This window comes from Pseudomonas sp. NFR16, assembly GCF_900108875.1.
Taxonomy (GTDB): Bacteria; Pseudomonadota; Gammaproteobacteria; order Pseudomonadales; family Pseudomonadaceae; genus Aquipseudomonas.
Window position 1 is genome coordinate 84,455 of sequence record NZ_FNYJ01000007.1, and the last position, 15,965, is coordinate 100,419.

Below are 15,965 nucleotides of genomic sequence, written 5' to 3' on the forward strand. Positions count from 1 at the left end.
GCTGACCGCCCCCAGCGGCGCACGCCATCTCACGGTCAGATGAGGCGCGTTGCGATTGGCCCGACCAAGTCCCGATCTATGCGCACAAATGACAGCACGGTTACGCTTCGTCTCCTTCGTCGTCATCCCCACCATCGATCTTCATGCCCAACTCCTTGATCTTGCGCGTCAAGGTGTTGCGGCCCCAGCCCAGCAGCACGGCCGCATCGCGACGACGGCCGGCCGTATGTTTCAGGGCTGTTTCGATCATGATGCGTTCGAAGGTCGGCACCGCGCTGTCCAGCAGGCTGGACTGGCCACGCGCCAGCGCCTGATCGGCCCATTGACGCAGCGCCTGCTCCCAGTTGGTCACTGGCGCGGCATCTTGCGGCAGGCTGAGCAGCTCTGGCGGCAGGTCGCTGATGTGCACCTCACGGCCTGAAGCCATGACGGTGATCCAGCGGCAGGTATTTTCCAGCTGACGCACGTTACCCGGCCATGGCAGATGCTTGAGGTATTCCTCGGTCTCCGCCTTCAGCAGCTTCGGTTCGACCGCCAGTTCTTGCGCGGCACGGCTGAGGAAGTGCTTGGCCAGCGTCGGAATGTCTTCGCGACGGTCAGAGAGACGCGGAATATGGATGCGGATGACGTTGAGGCGGTGAAACAAGTCCTCACGGAATTTGCCGGCCTGAACCAGCGTTTCCAGATTCTGGTGCGTGGCGGCGATGATGCGCACATCGACTTTGACGGGCACATGGCCGCCCACCCGATAAAATTCGCCATCGGCCAGCACGCGCAGCAGACGCGTCTGGGTATCGGCAGGCATGTCGCCGATTTCGTCGAGGAACAGCGTTCCACCATCGGCTTGTTCGAAGCGTCCGCGGCGCAGGTTGGCAGCGCCGGTAAACGCGCCCTTTTCGTGACCGAACAACTCTGATTCCATCAAGTCTTTCGGGATTGCCGCCATGTTCAGCGCAATGAAAGGCGAGGCCGAGCGCGGGCTGTGGCGGTGCAGGGCGTGAGCAACCAGCTCTTTACCCGTTCCCGATTCGCCGTTGATGAGCACCGTGATGTTGGAATGGCTCAGACGACCGATGGCGCGAAACACTTCCTGCATGGCCGGCGCTTCGCCGATGATTTCCGGCGTCCGGGTCAGGGTCGGCGCGACGTCCATGCCTTGCTGTTCCTGAGCATGCTGGTTGGCGCGCTTGACCAGCGAAACCGCTTCGTCGACGTCAAATGGTTTGGGCAGGTATTCGAAGGCGCCGCCTTGATACGAAGCCACGGCACTGTCGAGGTCCGAGTGTGCAGTCATGATGATGACCGGCAGACGCGGGTGCTGTTCGCGAATACGCGCCAACAGGTCCAGTCCGCTGGCGCCGGGCATGCGGATGTCGGAGATGATCACGTCCGGTTGCTGACGGGCCAGACGGCTCATCACGCCATCGGCGCTGTCGAAGCTTTGCGTGGTCATGCCTTCCTGTTGCAAGGCCTTTTCCAGTACCCAGCGGATGGAACGGTCGTCGTCGACGATCCAGACAGTTTCACTACGGCTCATGTCGAAGCTGCTCCTTGTTCCAGCGGCAAGAAGATCGAGAATGTTGTGTGGCCAGGATGGCTGTCACACTCGATCAGCCCCTGGTGCTGACTGATGATGTTCTGGGTGATGGCAAGGCCCAGCCCGGTACCGTCCGGGCGGCCGCTGACCATCGGGTAGAAAATGGTTTCCTGAAGTTCCGGTGCGATCCCCGGCCCGTTGTCGATGATCTCGATCTTGCTCACCAGACGATGGCGCACGTGGCCGATCGTGAACTGACGCATCGCGCGGGTACGCAGGCTGATGCGGCCAAGGCGAAGCTCATTCTGTCCGCTGATGGCCTGCATGGCGTTGCGCACGATGTTGAGCACCGCCTGGATCATCTGTTCGCGGTCGATCAATACATCCGGGATGCTCGGGTCATAGTCGCGAACCAGCGTGATACAGCCTTGGCTTTCGGCCTCGACGAGGCTGCACACACGCTCCAGCACTTCATGCACGTTGGTCATTGCCAGTGAGGGCAGTTTGTTGGAGCCCAGCATCCGGTCGACGAGATTACGCAGGCGGTCGGCTTCTTCGATGATGACGTTGGTGTAGTCCTTCAGACTCTCTTCCGGCAGCTCGCGCGCCAGTAATTGCGCTGCTCCGCGGATGCCTCCCAGCGGATTCTTGATTTCATGCGCCAGGCCACGCACCAGCATCTTGGTGGTTTCCTGCTTGGACAGCTGGGCTTCTTCCTTGGTGATGCGCAGCAACCGGTCGCGCGGATGCACCTCCAGCAGGAGCATGGTTTCGCCCTGCGACAGGATCGGCGTGACGGCGTAATCGACCGTCAGTGTCTGACCTGTCAGCGCGGTCAGCATAGCTTCACGTTTGGTAAAAGGATGTGCTTGCTCAACCGCCTGTCGCAGAGAGCTAAGTGCCTCGGCCGACTCGGTGAACAGCTCGCTGATGAACTGCCCATGGCTGCGCTGACCGCTGATGGCCAACAGCATCTCAGCTGCCGGATTCATGTACTCCAGGCGCAGGTCCGAATTGAGCAGAATCGTGGCAGTGGTCAGGTTATCGAGTAACAGTCGGTGCAACGTATCGCTGATAGTCATGAATCTCGTTGACCTCTTTTGGCACATTGCACGGGGGCCGGGCCCGAAAGTGCAGGCTCTGGTTGGTCTTCGCCAGCGTCGGACGCGACCTTCGGCCGGGTTTTCCCTCGCTTGAAGTCTGGAAAATGCAAAAACCAAACCAAGGCTCCGAAAAGAAGCGCGAATGGAGACATTTCGGGCTTTTTTTGCACTCAGAGCCCAATCAGGGCGCAGGAGAACACGATCCATGAACCAAATTGGGATCTTTCTCCTGGCTTTCGTTCAGGTTGTGCACCATCGTGGGGCTGTTGCGATGTGGAGCGCAATCAGAAGAACGGCAGGATGCTGCTTTCTTCCTCTGGCTTATCCTTGATGGGGCATTCCGGGCGCACCCCGAACTCATTCGGTTTGCATGGATTGGCCAGTCGTTTTTGCGCGAGTGAAATACGCATCATGTGGAATGGCTGATTGGGCGTGCGTTCTACCACCCGGCCGTATTGGTCAACGATTTCGATGGACAGCTGATGCGTCCCGCGGTCTATGTTCGTCAGAGGGAAGACCGGGCTGCGACCGGACTCTCCGTAGGGCTTGCTGTCCACCAGCAGACGATAGACATGACCTGGCTGCAGTTCCGGATCATTGCTGACCGTAACGTTCAGGTTGCCCTGGATATTGCGGATCGTGGCATCTGGCTCAGGCGCCAGAATACGCAACAGCTGATAGTGGAAGATCGGGCCCGGCGTGGCCTTGGCACTTGATGCCCGGGGCGGTTTTCTGGTCGTCTGGTCTGGCTGCGATAACCGGTTGCTCGGCGCAATGTCGACTTTTTTAGCGTTGCGATGGGGCTGGTCCGTGAACACGCGGTTACCCTCACCGTCGATGTACATGTACACCTCTGCAAGCGCCGATTGGCTGAGAGCAAGCAGCAGGCATAGCACCAGGCCGTGCATCCAGCGGCGTTCAAGGCTTGCCGACATGGACTCGCTGCACTGTCAGCGTAACGGTCTGGCTTTGCTGAATCGACTGTTGGTCCTGCAGAACCTGCACTGCAAGACTGTGCTCGCCGCGATCGAGCTGCATCACTTGAATGCGAGGAACGTTAGTGGGCTGGCCGTAAGGCTCACCGTCCACCAGCAGCTGCAGCGTATGGCCGGGTTGCAGGCGGGGCTGAATTGCGACGCCTACCGTGAAGCTCCCATTATTGGCCCGCAGCGCTTCATCCTGCGGCAAGTCCGTCAGTTCCAGCACCTGATACGCCGCCGCACTGGGCTGTGGCTGATTCTGGGGCTGCGGCGCGGTCGGGGCTGGAGGAGGTGCGGCGGTATTCACATTGTTAAGCGGCGGCAGTTCGACCGTTTCGGCCTTGGTGCCGTCTGGCGGTTGACTGCTGTAGGCCGTGTTGCCGTTGGCATCGGTGTATTTATAGATCTGCGCAACTGCAGGCAACGCGAGCATCAGCAGCAGAAGGGCGAGGCTTTGACGCATGAACACTCCAATGAAAACGACAAGGTCAACGACAGGTAGCTGGACCTACTGTGAAAGCGGCAGCCCCGGGGTGCCAGCATAGAACACTACCAGTTCGACTGCGCTATCTCCCGTCACGCCGCGATGCTGTCTGTCGACGATTTCGGGCAGCACATCGCCGGGTTTGAGCATGATCGACTCGCCGCCGTCCCGAGTTTCAACGCGCAGCTCCCCTGACACCACATAAGCTGCATTAGGCATCGGGTGTTGATGCCACTTGAGCGAAGTGTTCGCGGGAATGTTGATGCGCATGACGGTCAGCTCAGGCTGGCCGGCGGGATACGCCTGATAAGCAGTGCCTTCCCAGGACGTCGTGCTTTTGAGTAACACGCGGGACTCGATGGCTGGCGGTGCTGAGGGAATGGCGCTGCACCCTGCCGACAGCAGGGCGATGGCGATCAATGACGTCCGTTTCATCATTGTGCTGACGCTCATTTGTTTACCACGCACAGCTCGCCCACGGCTCGTATGAGCGCCATGTCCTGAATCGGGCTGAGGGTTTGCTTGTCCCTTGCCCGCGTCACCCACCTGATGCAATCCGGGTCACGCCGGTGCGGCGCGAAGTCGGCGTAGGTTTGCAACAGTCGCGTCTGCAACTGATCAAGCTGCGAGCGGACTGCGCTGATGTCTCCTGGCGCTTTGGGTGTGACGCCCAGTGACTGCCATCGGGCAAGCCATGCATATTGCGCCAGCTTGTTCGCTTCGATCTGGGCAACGAAAAGCTCGCGGATTTCTTCACGATCAAGTGGCGGCTCGGCTTCGCGCCTGGCGTTGGCGATGACGGTTTCTTCGCGGCCGCGGTCGGTTACGGGCATTTTGTGGTGCAGTTTGTAACGCGCCACGCTCTCGGCGAGATCAAGGCGCTCCTTGATGACCTTGATCAGTGGCTCAAGTGATGGCGGTGCCTCGCTGGCGCTGGCGTTGGGCGTGGTCAGCGCGAGAACGGCGGGTAGTAGAAGAGTGATCTCCCTGAGCATGTACAACCTCCTGATGCTTGGTTAGGCACAGCGCGCAGGTTGCCCGAATAGCGATGCTCAGGTGCGGTACATATGTATTACCTCTCCCATCGTTGACTCGGATAGCCTGTCTCCTCGTTGAGCAACTGCTCCAGGTTGACTGACCACGTGTATCACGACCATAAAAAAAGGCCTCCCGAAGGAGGCCTCTCTACGCAGCTATAGCTGGCGCGATTGGATCAGACGCTGTAGTACAGGTCGTATTCCAGTGGGTGTACGAAGGTGCGAACCTTGATTTCTTCTTCCGATTTCAGAGCGATGTAAGCGTCGATGAAGTCGTCGCTGAATACGCCGCCCTTGGTCAGGAATGCACGGCCTTTGTCCAGCTCTTCCAGAGCTTCTTTCAGGCTGCCGCAAACTTGCGGGATCTCTGCAGCTTCTTCAGGCGGCAGGTCGTACAGGTTTTTGTCAGCGGCATCGCCAGGGTGGATCTTGTTCTGGATACCGTCCAGGCCAGCCATCAGCAGAGCCGAGAATGCCAGGTATGGGTTCGCAGCCGGATCCGGGAAGCGCGCTTCGATACGACGGCCTTTAGGGCTGGAAACATATGGGATACGGATCGATGCAGAGCGGTTACGGGCCGAGTAAGCCAGCATCACTGGCGCTTCGAAACCTGGGACCAGACGCTTGTAGGAGTTGGTCGACGGGTTGGTGAAGCCGTTCAGAGCCTTACCGTGCTTGATGATACCGCCGATGAAGTACAGAGCGGTGTCGGACAGACCGGCATAGCCTTCGCCAGCGAAGGTGTTCTTGCCTTCTTTGGAGATGGACATGTGTACGTGCATACCCGAGCCGTTGTCGCCGTACAGAGGCTTAGGCATGAAGGTAGCAGTGCGGCCGTAAGCGTCAGCGACGTTGTGAACCACGTACTTCAGGGTCTGGGTTTCGTCAGCTTTCTTCACCAGGGTGTTGAACTTGACGCCGATTTCGTTCTGACCGGCAGTTGCCACTTCGTGGTGGTGAACTTCGACGGTCAGGCCCATTTCTTCCAGGGCGTTGCACATTGCAGTGCGGATTTCGTGGTCGTGGTCGACCGGAGGCACTGGGAAGTAGCCGCCTTTGACGCCTGGACGGTGGCCTTTGTTGCCGCCGTCGACGTCCTGATCGGTCATCCAGGAAGCTTGTTCGGAGAAGATCTTGAACATCGAACCCGAAATGTCGGATTTGAATTTCACTTCGTCGAAGATGAAGAATTCTGGCTCTGGACCGACGAATACGGTGTCACCGATACCGGTGGACTTCAGATATTCCTCAGCGCGGTGAGCGATGGCGCGTGGGTCGCGGTCGTAACCTTGCATGGTCGAAGGTTCGATGATGTCGCAAACCAGGATCAGGGTAGGCTCTTCGGTGAACGGATCCAGAACGGCGGTTTCGTCGTCCGGCAGCAGGATCATGTCGGAAGCTTCGATGCCTTTCCAGCCAGCGATGGAGGAGCCGTCGAACATTTTGCCGACTTCGAAGAAATCGTCATCCAGAGCATCACGCGCTGGCATGGTGACGTGCTGCTGCTTGCCTTTGGTGTCAGTGAAGCGCAGATCAATCCACTTAACGTCATGATCTTTGATGAGTTGAACCGACTTCGACATGTTGTCCTCCGGGTGGATGAGGGCCTGATAGTTGTTAGCCCTAAATATGGGTGATGCCGGGCGCGATAGTCGGCCAAGGCAACCTGCCTCACAAGGAAGCAATTTGCATGCCAGTGCCCCGTGTTGGGATTTCCCCGGAAAACCCCGTCTTTTCTGGCGTTAAACGTCGCAATTGTGAAAACGTTCGCACCTTATTGGTGCTTGATAATTGTATACAGTCTCATTTTGGTGCGCTGATGATCGGCTGTACGATAACTGGTTAAACCTTGAGCAATTTCCGCTATAATCCGCGCCCCCCTTTTTCGACCGGCACCTCGCGCGCTGTTTTCATGAAATTAATCGTCAAAGTTTTCCCTGAAATCACTATCAAAAGCCGGCCTGTGCGCAAGCGCTTCATCAAACAGCTGGCAAAGAACATCCGTACGGTGCTCCGCGATCTGGACCCGGCGTTGGTGGTGGATGGCGTGTGGGACAACCTCGAGGTTGAAACCAGGGTCGAAGATCCCAGGATTTTGCACGAAATGACCGAGCGCCTGAGCTGTATGCCGGGCATCGCGCACTTTTTGCAAGTCGATCAGTATCCGCTGGGCGACATGGACGACATCTACGAGAAGTGCAAACTGCATTTCGGTGATGCGCTGCCAGGGAAGATTTTTTCCGTGCGGTGCAAGCGCGCCGGTCACCACGATTTCAGCTCCATGGACGTCGAGAAATACGTCGGCAGCAAATTGCGCCGGGAGTGCAACGCAGCCGGCATCTCGCTCAAGGCGCCGGAGGTCGAGGTACGAATCGAAATCCGCGATCAGCGTCTGTTCGTGATTCACAGCCAGCACGACAGCATCGGTGGCTACCCGTTGGGTTCGCTTGAGCAGACGCTGGTACTGATGTCGGGTGGTTTTGATTCGACCGTGGCCGCGTATCAGATCATGCGTCGCGGTCTGATGAGTCATTTCTGCTTCTTCAATCTGGGCGGAAGGGCGCATGAACTGGGCGTGATGGAGGTTGCGCACTTCCTCTGGAAGAAGTACGGCAGCTCTCAGCGCGTGCTGTTCGTCAGCGTGCCGTTCGAGGAAGTTCTCGGAGAAATTCTCGGAAAAGTCGATAACAGTCATATGGGCGTAGTATTGAAGCGTATGATGTTGCGCGCTGCGACCAATATTGCAGACAGGCTGGAGATCGATGCCCTGGTGACAGGTGAAGCGATTTCCCAGGTGTCCAGCCAGACGCTGCCCAACCTGTCGGTCATCGATTGCGTGACAGAGAAGCTGGTGTTGCGCCCGCTGATCGCCAGTCACAAGCAGGACATCATCGATCAGGCCGATCAGATCGGTACCGGTGATTTTGCCCGACACATGCCCGAATACTGCGGTGTCATCTCGGTCAACCCAAAGACCGCGGCCAAACGCCATCGCGTAGAGCATGAAGAAAAAGAGTTCGACATGGCCGTGCTTGAGCGCGCGCTTGAAAACGCCCGCCTCGTTCCTATCGATCGCGTGATCGAGGAGCTGGGCCAGGACGTTCAGGTCGAAGAAGTCCGTCAGGCGCTGGCCGGGCAAGTGGTCATCGACATCCGTCACCCGGATGAAGCGCAGGACCGCCCGCTGGAACTGGCTGGCATCGAAGTACAAACGCTGCCGTTCTTTGCATTGAACAGCCGTTTCAAGGAGCTGGATGACACGCGCCAGTACCTGCTTTATTGCGACAAAGGCGTCATGAGTCGCCTGCATGCTCATCATTTGCTCAGTGAGGGGCATGCCAATGTGCGCGTTTATCGACCGAGCTAAGTGCCCGGGGCTGTTTGCCTGTGGCTTGCGTCACCGGCCCCCCGACACCAGTCGTCAGCCGTAACGGCTTTAGCCGACTCTACCGTTCATAGCTGCCTATTATGGGTAGCTGACCGAATCCTCTGATCGAGATACACAAGTGATCGAAAATCTACGTAACATCGCCATCATTGCTCACGTTGACCACGGTAAGACCACCCTCGTCGACAAGCTTCTGCGCCAGTCCGGCACCCTTGAGCGTAACGAGCTCAACGACGAACGCGTGATGGACTCCAACGACCAGGAGAAAGAGCGCGGTATTACCATTCTCGCGAAGAACACCGCGATCAACTGGAATGGCTACCACATCAACATCGTCGACACCCCGGGCCACGCCGACTTCGGTGGTGAAGTAGAGCGCGTGATGTCGATGGTTGACTCCGTTCTGCTGCTGGTCGACGCTCAAGACGGCCCTATGCCGCAAACCCGTTTCGTGACCAAGAAGGCTTTCGAAGCCGGCCTGCGTCCAATCGTGGTCATCAACAAGGTTGACCGTCCGGGCGCGCGTCCTGACTGGGTTCTGGACCAGATCTTCGACCTGTTCGACAACCTGGGCGCCACTGAAGAACAGCTGGATTTCCAGGTCGTCTACGCCTCGGCGATCAACGGCATCGCCGGTCTGGATCACACCGACATGGCCGAAGACATGACTCCGCTGTACCAGGCGGTCGTCGACCACGTTCCTGCGCCGAAAGTTGACCGTGACGGTCCTTTCCAGATGCAAATCTCGGCTCTGGACTACAACAGCTTCCTGGGCGTTATCGGTGTTGGCCGTATTGCTCGCGGTCGCGTCAAGCCGAACACCCCGGTTGTGGCGATCAGCGCTGACGGCAAGCGTCGCAATGGTCGTATCCTCAAGCTGATGGGTCACCACGGTCTGCACCGCATCGACGTCGAAGAAGCAGCTGCCGGCGACATCGTCTGCATCAGCGGCTTCGAAGAGCTGTTCATCTCCGACACCCTGTGCGACCCGACCGTCGTAGAAGCGATGAAGCCGCTGACCGTTGACGAGCCGACCGTTTCCATGACCTTCCAGGTAAACGACTCGCCATTCTGCGGTAAAGAAGGCAAATTCGTGACGTCCCGTAACATCAAGGACCGTCTGGACAAAGAGCTGCTGTACAACGTTGCACTGCGCGTTGAAGAAGGCGACTCGGCTGACAAGTTCAAGGTTTCCGGCCGTGGTGAGCTGCACCTGTCGGTATTGATCGAAACCATGCGTCGTGAAGGTTTCGAGCTGGCCCTGGGCCGTCCTGAAGTGATCATCCGTGAAGTTGACGGCGTCAAGCAGGAACCGTACGAAAACGTGACCATCGACATCCCTGAAGAATCTCAGGGCAAGGTCATGGAAGAAATGGGTCTGCGTAAAGGCGACCTGAGCAACATGGTGCCGGATGGCAAGGGCCGTGTTCGTCTGGAATACAACATCCCTGCTCGCGGTCTGATCGGTTTCCGTAACCAGTTCCTGACCCTGACCAACGGTGCTGGCATCCTGACCTCGATCTTCGATCGCTACGACACCGTCAAGTCGGGCCACATGTCCGGCCGTCAGAACGGCGTGCTGGTATCGGTCGAAACCGGTAAGGCACTGACTTACTCGCTGGAAACCCTGCAGGCGCGTGGCAAGCTGTTCGTTGAACACGGTCAGGAAATCTACAACGGCCAGATCGTTGGTCAGAACAGCCGCGACAACGACCTGGGCGTCAACCCGACCAAGGGCAAGAAGCTCGACAACATGCGTGCTTCGGGTAAAGACGAAACCATCGCGCTGGTCCCACCTGTTCGCTTCACGCTGGAACAGGCTCTGGAATACATCCAGGAAGACGAGCTGTGCGAAGTCACGCCTAAGTCGATCCGTCTTCGCAAGAAGATCCTCGACGAAAGCGAGCGTACCCGCGCTGCCAAGAAAGCCAAGGCCTAACTAGCCCCGGCTGAACGAAAACGCCCCCGGTCGAAAGGCCGGGGGCGTTTTTGTTTGTGCGGGGTTTGGTCTGGTTCGGGGGGATTCAGCAAATACCGACGGCGCTCGAACTGGCCTCTACCCGGCTGAAGCTTTTCCTACGCTCCATGCGTAATCAGCAGGACCGGCTTCAGCCGGGAAGGCGTACGCGGATGCTGTAGGAGATTTAGAACTTCAGCGGCACCCGGCCAGAATTCGAATTCAATGTGCCGCTTTTCTCGCGCACGACTTCTTTTGGCTTGTATGCGCAATAGCCCGGCCGTGGACCGATCTTTGGATGATTGCGGCAGGTGTCCGGGCGCTTGTCGTAGATCGTGCACAGTCGGCTTTTGCGATCCAGATAGAGGCAGTCGTTATTGCTCATCCGTTGAAGCGTGAAAATCCCGGACTTCTGATTGAAGCGCTCGACAATGCCTTCCTTCTGCAAGCGCTTGGCAATGTTCTTAGGGTTGTCGCCCATTTCGAATTCGTCGACGACGCCGATACGTATCAAGTCCTTGATCTTCGCTTCCACCGGCAACGTGCAGCAGCTGGAAATGCAGCCTCCGCACATGTGGCTGGAGTATTTCTGCCAGGTCTCGAGGCGGTCGATTTCTGCAGCGGCGATCAAGGTGGGCTTCATGGCGTTGTGCTTCCGGGTGTATCGGGCGCGCGATCATACCGGGCCGCGCGCATTTCCCCTATCGCAAAATGATCGACGCGACTGTCGGCAGGGTATTGAAGGCGGCGTGAGCTTGCGCAGACTCTAAACGTCCACACCTTTCACGTGCGAATGATGACCTCGGCCAATCGCTCGATCTGTTCCTGCCGCTCTGCCTGATTGAGCCTGGCGTGTGGATTCAGCAAAGACCACTGCGGATGTGCCCGGGCTTTGCGCAGCGCGTCCGGCAGCTTGCCTTCGCGCCAGTTCTTGTCCTGTGGGGCATCGAGCTTGATGCTGTCCATCGCCGCATGACCCCTTGCCTCCAGCGCACTCAGCAATTGTCGCTGGCGTAGCGCGAGAAGTCGCAGCACGGCATCGTCCACGGTCAGTTCGCGCTGGCCTTTGATCTTGCCCAGCAGGCGCCCGCCGTAACTGCGCGCTGTTTGCAATGCGCCGCCAGCAATCGCACCCACCAGCGCCGCAGCGCCAAGGGTGATTCCGCCCACCAGCAGATCCACACCCGCGCCTGCGGCGGCGCCGGCAGCAATGCCGCCGCCCACCCTGACACCCAATAATTTAAGCGTCTCCGGGTTGAACAAGTCATCGCCCCAGCGGCCATCGAGCAACGGCAAGTCGCCGGGAGACGCGTCTTCAAGGCGGAACGCATAGAGCGTCAACAGCGCCTCGACGCAGCGTTGTTCACGCTTGCGCACCGCTGCGCGCAGGTCCTGGATCGCCGCCTGCATAGGATCAGAAGTCGTCGCAACGCTACGACGACACGCTGCACAATCGACCAGCAATTCCGAAATCAGTCTCGCTGCACTCTGGCGGCGAACCTGACGCTGTGCTTGCTGGTCAGCGATCAAGCGCTCAAGGCGTGGGCGTGAGTCCTCCAGCAGCAGCGCCAGGCTTTCATAAAGTCGCCGCTCGCCGTCCTCGGGCGGGGCGACGCTGTCGAAACGCACCAGCGCATGCAGCCCAAGGCGCGCCAACGCTTCGCGCCAGTCAGGCTCGCGCTGCTGAGGACTGCTGACAAAATTGAGCACGGGCAGCAGCGGTTTGCCGCAACTGGCCAGCACCGCCAGCTCATCGCGGTATTTGGCCAGCACCGGTTCACGGGCATCGATGACATACAGACCGGCGTCCGAGGCCAACAGCTGACGCAGCACTTTGGCTTCCTGCTCGAAACGCTGGCGTGCTTCGCTGCCTTCGAGAAAGCGGGCCAGTCGCGCCGGCCCGTCAAGCCGTTCGCCCGGCCGGTCGAGTCGCTCCAGATAGTCGAGCAGCGCTATCGCATCTTCCAGGCCGGGCGTGTCGTACAGCTCCAGCAACGCCTCGCCGTCCACCGATAGTCGCGCCCCTTCAACATGGCGGGTCGTGCTGGGGCGATGTGACACCTCGCCAAATCCGACATCGCGCGTCAGCGTGCGAAGCAGAGACGTTTTGCCGACGTTGGTGTGGCCGACCACCGCCAGCTTCAGCGCGCGGGTTGCGGTCTCAGTCATGTCCTTTCTCCAGCCAGGTCAGGGGCGAGCCTTGCGTCCAGTTCAGCTCCAGCTGATGCAGCGCCGCGTGCCAGTCGCCCAGGCGATCCGCATCAAGTGCCTGGCCGGAGGGCGCTGGCAGCAGCCAGATGCGCGTGTCTGCGGCGCAGCGTGCGAGCTCCGCGATCAGGGCCAGACTGCCACGGTCGGGCGAGCGTCGAGGGTCGCAGGCAACCACCAGTCGTGCAGGAGGGTACCGGGTCAACTGATCAAGCAGTTTGCGCCGTGATTCGCGGCTGTCGAGTATGCCTGCGTCCGTCACGCCTTCGGGCAGTGCGGGCGGCCAAGGGTGTTGGTCGTCCAGTTCGATGGCCACGAGCAATGCGCCCTCGCTTTCGCTGGCGCGAGGGCCGGGCTGCACCGAATGGAGCTGCACAGGTGCGGCATCGTTGATGCCCAACCTTTCGCTGCTGGGCATCAGGCGTGCTCGTAGCTCGGCGAAACCGGGCTGACTCAGGTCCAGCTCCAGTGCCTGGCGTCCTGCTCGCCAACGCCCGTAGCAAAAGAGCGTCAGCAAAAGGCGTGGCGCGATGCCGTACACCACCAGCACGCCCACTAGCCAGGCGGCCCACGCCTGTCGCGCATTCTCGATGACCAGCGCCCCTTCGCCGCTGGCTCGTACCATCGACTCGCTGGGCACGTCGAATCCTAGCCACGAGGGGAGCGCGCCCAGGCTTTGGGTCAGGCCGACAAACGTGTCACTGCCCAGAATGGTCGTCTCCCAGACAAATCCGTATCGTCGCGTCGCCATGAGTAAGAGCAGCAGAGTAAGGGCGCTGAGTAATGCAATCAGCCACAGGCCGTTGACGCATATACCTAATAACCAGCGGTTCAGGCGCTTGCGCTGTAACAACAGGACCAGCGCGGGAGCCAGTTGTGCAGCCTGAGCGTCACGAGCGAGTTTCTCGCTCAGCCATAGCCACAGGCGGCCCAGACTGGCAGCGCTTTCGCCTGCGAACACCAGGCCCAGCACCCAACTGATCAACAGAATCAGGTTGAGGCCCAGCAGGCTGCCCAAGGCCCAGAACACATTGACCGGCGTTTGTCCGTCACCCAGCGCAGCGAAGGCCAGCCCGGCACCACTGACCACGGCCAGGATCGACAAGAGGATCAGGCCCAGCCGTGCTCCCTGTTTCCAGTGACTTAAAGCGGCGACCATGCCGTCGCGCTCGGCCAGCCACAAGGCACGGTGCTTGACGCGGGTCAGCAAGTCGCCCGCGGTGTTGCGGGCACGGCGGCAGGCTTCGTCATCCTCAAGCGGACCTGCGTGTTGTTCACGCAAGCGCACGGCTTCGGTCAGCCACAGTTCATCGAGTGGGGTCAGTGCGGTCACACGGCGTCTCGTTGGTGAGTTCAGGTGGGAGCATAACTGGTGTGACCGCTATCGCGCGCTTCCGTGCATGCGTGTGTGCATGTGTGCTGTTATTCTCGCCGACATGAAAAATCATCTCCCCCTCAGCCTGATTGCCGCTCTCGGTGAAAACCGCGTCATCGGCATCGACAATTCCATGCCTTGGCATTTGCCGGGCGATTTCAAATACTTCAAGGCGACGACGCTGGGCAAGCCGATCATCATGGGACGCAAGACCTGGGATTCGCTGGGCCGTCCGCTGCCGGGCCGCCTGAACATCGTGGTGACTCGCCAGGCCGATCTCACGCTTGAAGGTGCCGAGGTGTTCACCTCACTGGATGCGGCTGTCGCGCGCGCAGAACAATGGGCGACTGAGCAGGGCGTCGATGAAGTCATGCTGATTGGTGGCGCGCAGCTGTATGCCCAAAGCCTGGCGCAGGCCAATCGTCTGTACCTCACTCGCGTCGCGTTGAGTCCTGACGGTGACGCCTGGTTTCCCGAGTTTGATCCGACTGAGTGGAAACTGGTTTCCGACACGCCGAACCCCGCACTGGATGGCAAGCCTGCCTACCACTTTGAGGTGTGGGAGCGGATCTGATATCGAATCATCTGGACACGGTCCAGAGCGGCCAATTCCTGCAGGCGACGGCGCAACGGGTGTTCCCGCTGTCACAAATATGTCGTTTTTATGTCATCTGTCGCGAACGGTTTTCAACATGACGCCATCAGAACGCACACAGTCGCTGACGCATTAAAACAGCAACAGCTTTTTGTTACGGTCCAGCCTCGAACTGAAACAGGGGAGGACACAGTAATGAAGCTCGCACCGAAATTATTGGCCGCTGCGCTCTGTCTGGGGTTTGCCGCTCAGGCGTATTCGACGGAGCTTACGCACTGGCCGGAGCCTGCCGCCAAGCAGTTGAACGCCATGATCGCGGCGAATGCCAATAAAGGTAATTTCGCGGTTTTCGACATGGATAACACCAGCTACCGCAACGATCTGGAAGAATCGCTGCTGCCTTTCATGGAAAACAAAGGGCTGATCACCCGCGACAAACTTGATCCCTCCCTTAAGTTGATCCCCTTCAAAGACACGGCGGACCACAAGGAAAGCCTGTTCAGTTATTACTATCGCCTCTGCGAAGTCGACGACATGGTCTGTTACCCATGGGTTGCGCAGGTGTTTTCCGGCTTCACCCTCAAGGAACTCAAGGGCTATGTTGACGAGCTGATGGCTTCTGGCAAGCCGGTGCCGAGCACGTACTACGAGGGTGACGTGGTCAGGACCATCGAAGTCCAGCCGCCCAAGGTGTTCACCGGCCAGGCGGAGCTGTTCAACAAATTGATGGAGAACGGCATCGAGGTTTACGTGATGACCGCGGCGTCTGAAGAGCTGGTGCGCATGGTGGCCGCCGATCCCAAATATGGCTACAACGTCAAACCGCAAAACGTCATCGGCGTGACCACGTTGCTGAAAAATCGCGAAACCGGCGAGCTCACTACCGCGCGCAAGCAGATCACCGCAGGCAAATACGACGAGAAAGCCAACCTTGGCCTCGAACTGACGCCCTATCTTTGGACCCCGGCGACCTGGATGGCCGGCAAGCAGGCGGCGATCCTGACCTATATCGATCAGTGGAAAAAACCGGTTCTGGTGGGTGGCGACACGCCGACGAGCGATGGTTACATGCTGTTTCACAGCGTTGACGTCAACAAAGGCGGGATTCATCTGTGGGTGAACCGCAAAGACAAATACATGACCCAACTCAACGGCATGATCAAATCCAATGCCGACGCTCAGGCCAAAGAGGGCTTGCCAGTGACGGCCGACAAGAACTGGGTGATCGTGAAACCGGACGAAATCCAGTAAAGAATGTTTGCGGGAGCGTGCTGATACGCGCTGTAAAAAAGCCCGGCATC

General features: G+C 59.0%; 14 protein-coding genes. 4 read left to right on the forward strand and 10 right to left on the reverse strand.

Annotated elements, in window-relative coordinates; translation table 11 throughout:
• Positions 1–100: 100 nt before the first annotated feature.
• The 7 genes from ntrC to glnA all read right to left on the reverse strand — a co-directional run bounded on the left by ntrC (position 101) and on the right by glnA (position 6,724).
• On the reverse strand, positions 101–1,537 hold the full coding sequence (gene ntrC, locus BMZ10_RS23700) for a nitrogen regulation protein NR(I) (RefSeq protein ID WP_093468118.1): 1,437 nt from the start codon (positions 1,535–1,537) through the stop codon (positions 101–103).
• Complete coding sequence (glnL, locus tag BMZ10_RS23705; RefSeq protein ID WP_093468121.1) at positions 1,534–2,619, reverse strand: nitrogen regulation protein NR(II); 1,086 nt, start codon at positions 2,617–2,619, stop codon at positions 1,534–1,536. Before glnL ends, ntrC begins: the two co-directional genes overlap by 4 nt.
• A 305-nt stretch (positions 2,620–2,924) precedes the next feature.
• Complete coding sequence (locus BMZ10_RS23710; RefSeq protein WP_093468124.1) at positions 2,925–3,548, reverse strand: DUF4124 domain-containing protein; 624 nt, start codon at positions 3,546–3,548, stop codon at positions 2,925–2,927.
• A gap of 10 nt (positions 3,549–3,558) precedes the next feature.
• Positions 3,559–4,083 carry a DUF4124 domain-containing protein gene (locus tag BMZ10_RS23715; protein ID WP_093468127.1) on the reverse strand — a complete coding sequence of 175 codons (525 nt, stop codon included), beginning with the start codon at positions 4,081–4,083 and terminating at the stop codon, positions 3,559–3,561.
• A gap of 45 nt (positions 4,084–4,128) precedes the next feature.
• Entirely contained in the window at positions 4,129–4,557 is a 429-nt protein-coding gene (locus BMZ10_RS23720; protein WP_256214574.1) for a cupin domain-containing protein, read from the reverse strand.
• Positions 4,554–5,099, reverse strand: coding sequence for a gamma subclass chorismate mutase AroQ (gene aroQ / locus BMZ10_RS23725; RefSeq protein WP_093468133.1), 546 nt, complete (start codon positions 5,097–5,099; stop codon positions 4,554–4,556). Before aroQ ends, BMZ10_RS23720 begins: the two co-directional genes overlap by 4 nt.
• 218 nt (positions 5,100–5,317) lie before the next feature.
• Positions 5,318–6,724, reverse strand: a complete 1,407-nt coding sequence (glnA, locus tag BMZ10_RS23730; RefSeq protein WP_093468136.1) for a glutamate--ammonia ligase — start codon at positions 6,722–6,724, stop codon at positions 5,318–5,320.
• Between the two features lie 329 nt (positions 6,725–7,053).
• On the opposite strand from glnA, the gene thiI reads away from it, so the two are divergent.
• Together thiI and typA are read left to right on the forward strand one after the other, a co-directional pair.
• A complete protein-coding gene (thiI, locus tag BMZ10_RS23740; RefSeq protein ID WP_093468139.1) occupies positions 7,054–8,508 on the forward strand; it encodes a tRNA uracil 4-sulfurtransferase ThiI in 1,455 nt (484 codons plus the stop codon).
• Between the two features lie 139 nt (positions 8,509–8,647).
• Positions 8,648–10,468, forward strand: a complete 1,821-nt coding sequence (gene typA, locus BMZ10_RS23745; RefSeq protein ID WP_093468142.1) for a translational GTPase TypA — start codon at positions 8,648–8,650, stop codon at positions 10,466–10,468.
• 205 nt (positions 10,469–10,673) lie between these two features.
• On the opposite strand, the gene BMZ10_RS23750 is transcribed toward typA, so the two are convergent.
• The 3 genes from BMZ10_RS23750 to BMZ10_RS23760 all read right to left on the reverse strand — a co-directional run bounded on the left by BMZ10_RS23750 (position 10,674) and on the right by BMZ10_RS23760 (position 14,027).
• Positions 10,674–11,129 (reverse strand): YkgJ family cysteine cluster protein, encoded by a 456-nt coding sequence (locus tag BMZ10_RS23750; RefSeq protein WP_093468145.1) that lies wholly within the window; start codon positions 11,127–11,129, stop codon positions 10,674–10,676.
• 140 nt (positions 11,130–11,269) lie between these two features.
• A complete protein-coding gene (locus BMZ10_RS23755; protein WP_093468148.1) occupies positions 11,270–12,655 on the reverse strand; it encodes a GTPase/DUF3482 domain-containing protein in 1,386 nt (461 codons plus the stop codon).
• Entirely contained in the window at positions 12,648–14,027 is a 1,380-nt protein-coding gene (locus BMZ10_RS23760; RefSeq protein WP_093468151.1) for a DUF2868 domain-containing protein, read from the reverse strand. The genes BMZ10_RS23755 and BMZ10_RS23760 overlap by 8 nt, the downstream gene beginning before the upstream one ends.
• Before the next feature lie 103 nt (positions 14,028–14,130).
• On the opposite strand from BMZ10_RS23760, the gene BMZ10_RS23765 reads away from it, so the two are divergent.
• Both BMZ10_RS23765 and BMZ10_RS23770 read left to right on the forward strand, forming a co-directional pair.
• Entirely contained in the window at positions 14,131–14,643 is a 513-nt protein-coding gene (locus BMZ10_RS23765; RefSeq protein WP_093468803.1) for a dihydrofolate reductase, read from the forward strand.
• 216 nt (positions 14,644–14,859) lie between these two features.
• Positions 14,860–15,915, forward strand: a complete 1,056-nt coding sequence (locus BMZ10_RS23770; protein WP_093468154.1) for an HAD family hydrolase — start codon at positions 14,860–14,862, stop codon at positions 15,913–15,915.
• The last annotated feature ends 50 nt before the right edge of the window (positions 15,916–15,965 follow it).

Bases quoted from the DNA above. Each gene is read 5' to 3' on its own strand.
- glnL (WP_093468121.1), bottom strand. From the start codon at position 2,619: ATGACTATCAGCGATACGTTGCACCGACTGTTACTCGATAACCTGACC.
- BMZ10_RS23765 (WP_093468803.1), top strand. From the start codon at position 14,131: ATGAAAAATCATCTCCCCCTCAGCCTGATTGCCGCTCTCGGTGAAAAC.
- BMZ10_RS23715 (WP_093468127.1), bottom strand. From the start codon at position 4,083: ATGCGTCAAAGCCTCGCCCTTCTGCTGCTGATGCTCGCGTTGCCTGCA.
- BMZ10_RS23710 (WP_093468124.1), bottom strand. From the start codon at position 3,548: ATGCACGGCCTGGTGCTATGCCTGCTGCTTGCTCTCAGCCAATCGGCG.
- BMZ10_RS23755 (WP_093468148.1), bottom strand. From the start codon at position 12,655: ATGACTGAGACCGCAACCCGCGCGCTGAAGCTGGCGGTGGTCGGCCAC.
- BMZ10_RS23720 (WP_256214574.1), bottom strand. From the start codon at position 4,557: ATGAGCGTCAGCACAATGATGAAACGGACGTCATTGATCGCCATCGCC.
- ntrC (WP_093468118.1), bottom strand. From the start codon at position 1,537: ATGAGCCGTAGTGAAACTGTCTGGATCGTCGACGACGACCGTTCCATC.
- aroQ (WP_093468133.1), bottom strand. From the start codon at position 5,099: ATGCTCAGGGAGATCACTCTTCTACTACCCGCCGTTCTCGCGCTGACC.
- thiI (WP_093468139.1), top strand. From the start codon at position 7,054: ATGAAATTAATCGTCAAAGTTTTCCCTGAAATCACTATCAAAAGCCGG.
- glnA (WP_093468136.1), bottom strand. From the start codon at position 6,724: ATGTCGAAGTCGGTTCAACTCATCAAAGATCATGACGTTAAGTGGATT.
- BMZ10_RS23750 (WP_093468145.1), bottom strand. From the start codon at position 11,129: ATGAAGCCCACCTTGATCGCCGCTGCAGAAATCGACCGCCTCGAGACC.
- BMZ10_RS23770 (WP_093468154.1), top strand. From the start codon at position 14,860: ATGAAGCTCGCACCGAAATTATTGGCCGCTGCGCTCTGTCTGGGGTTT.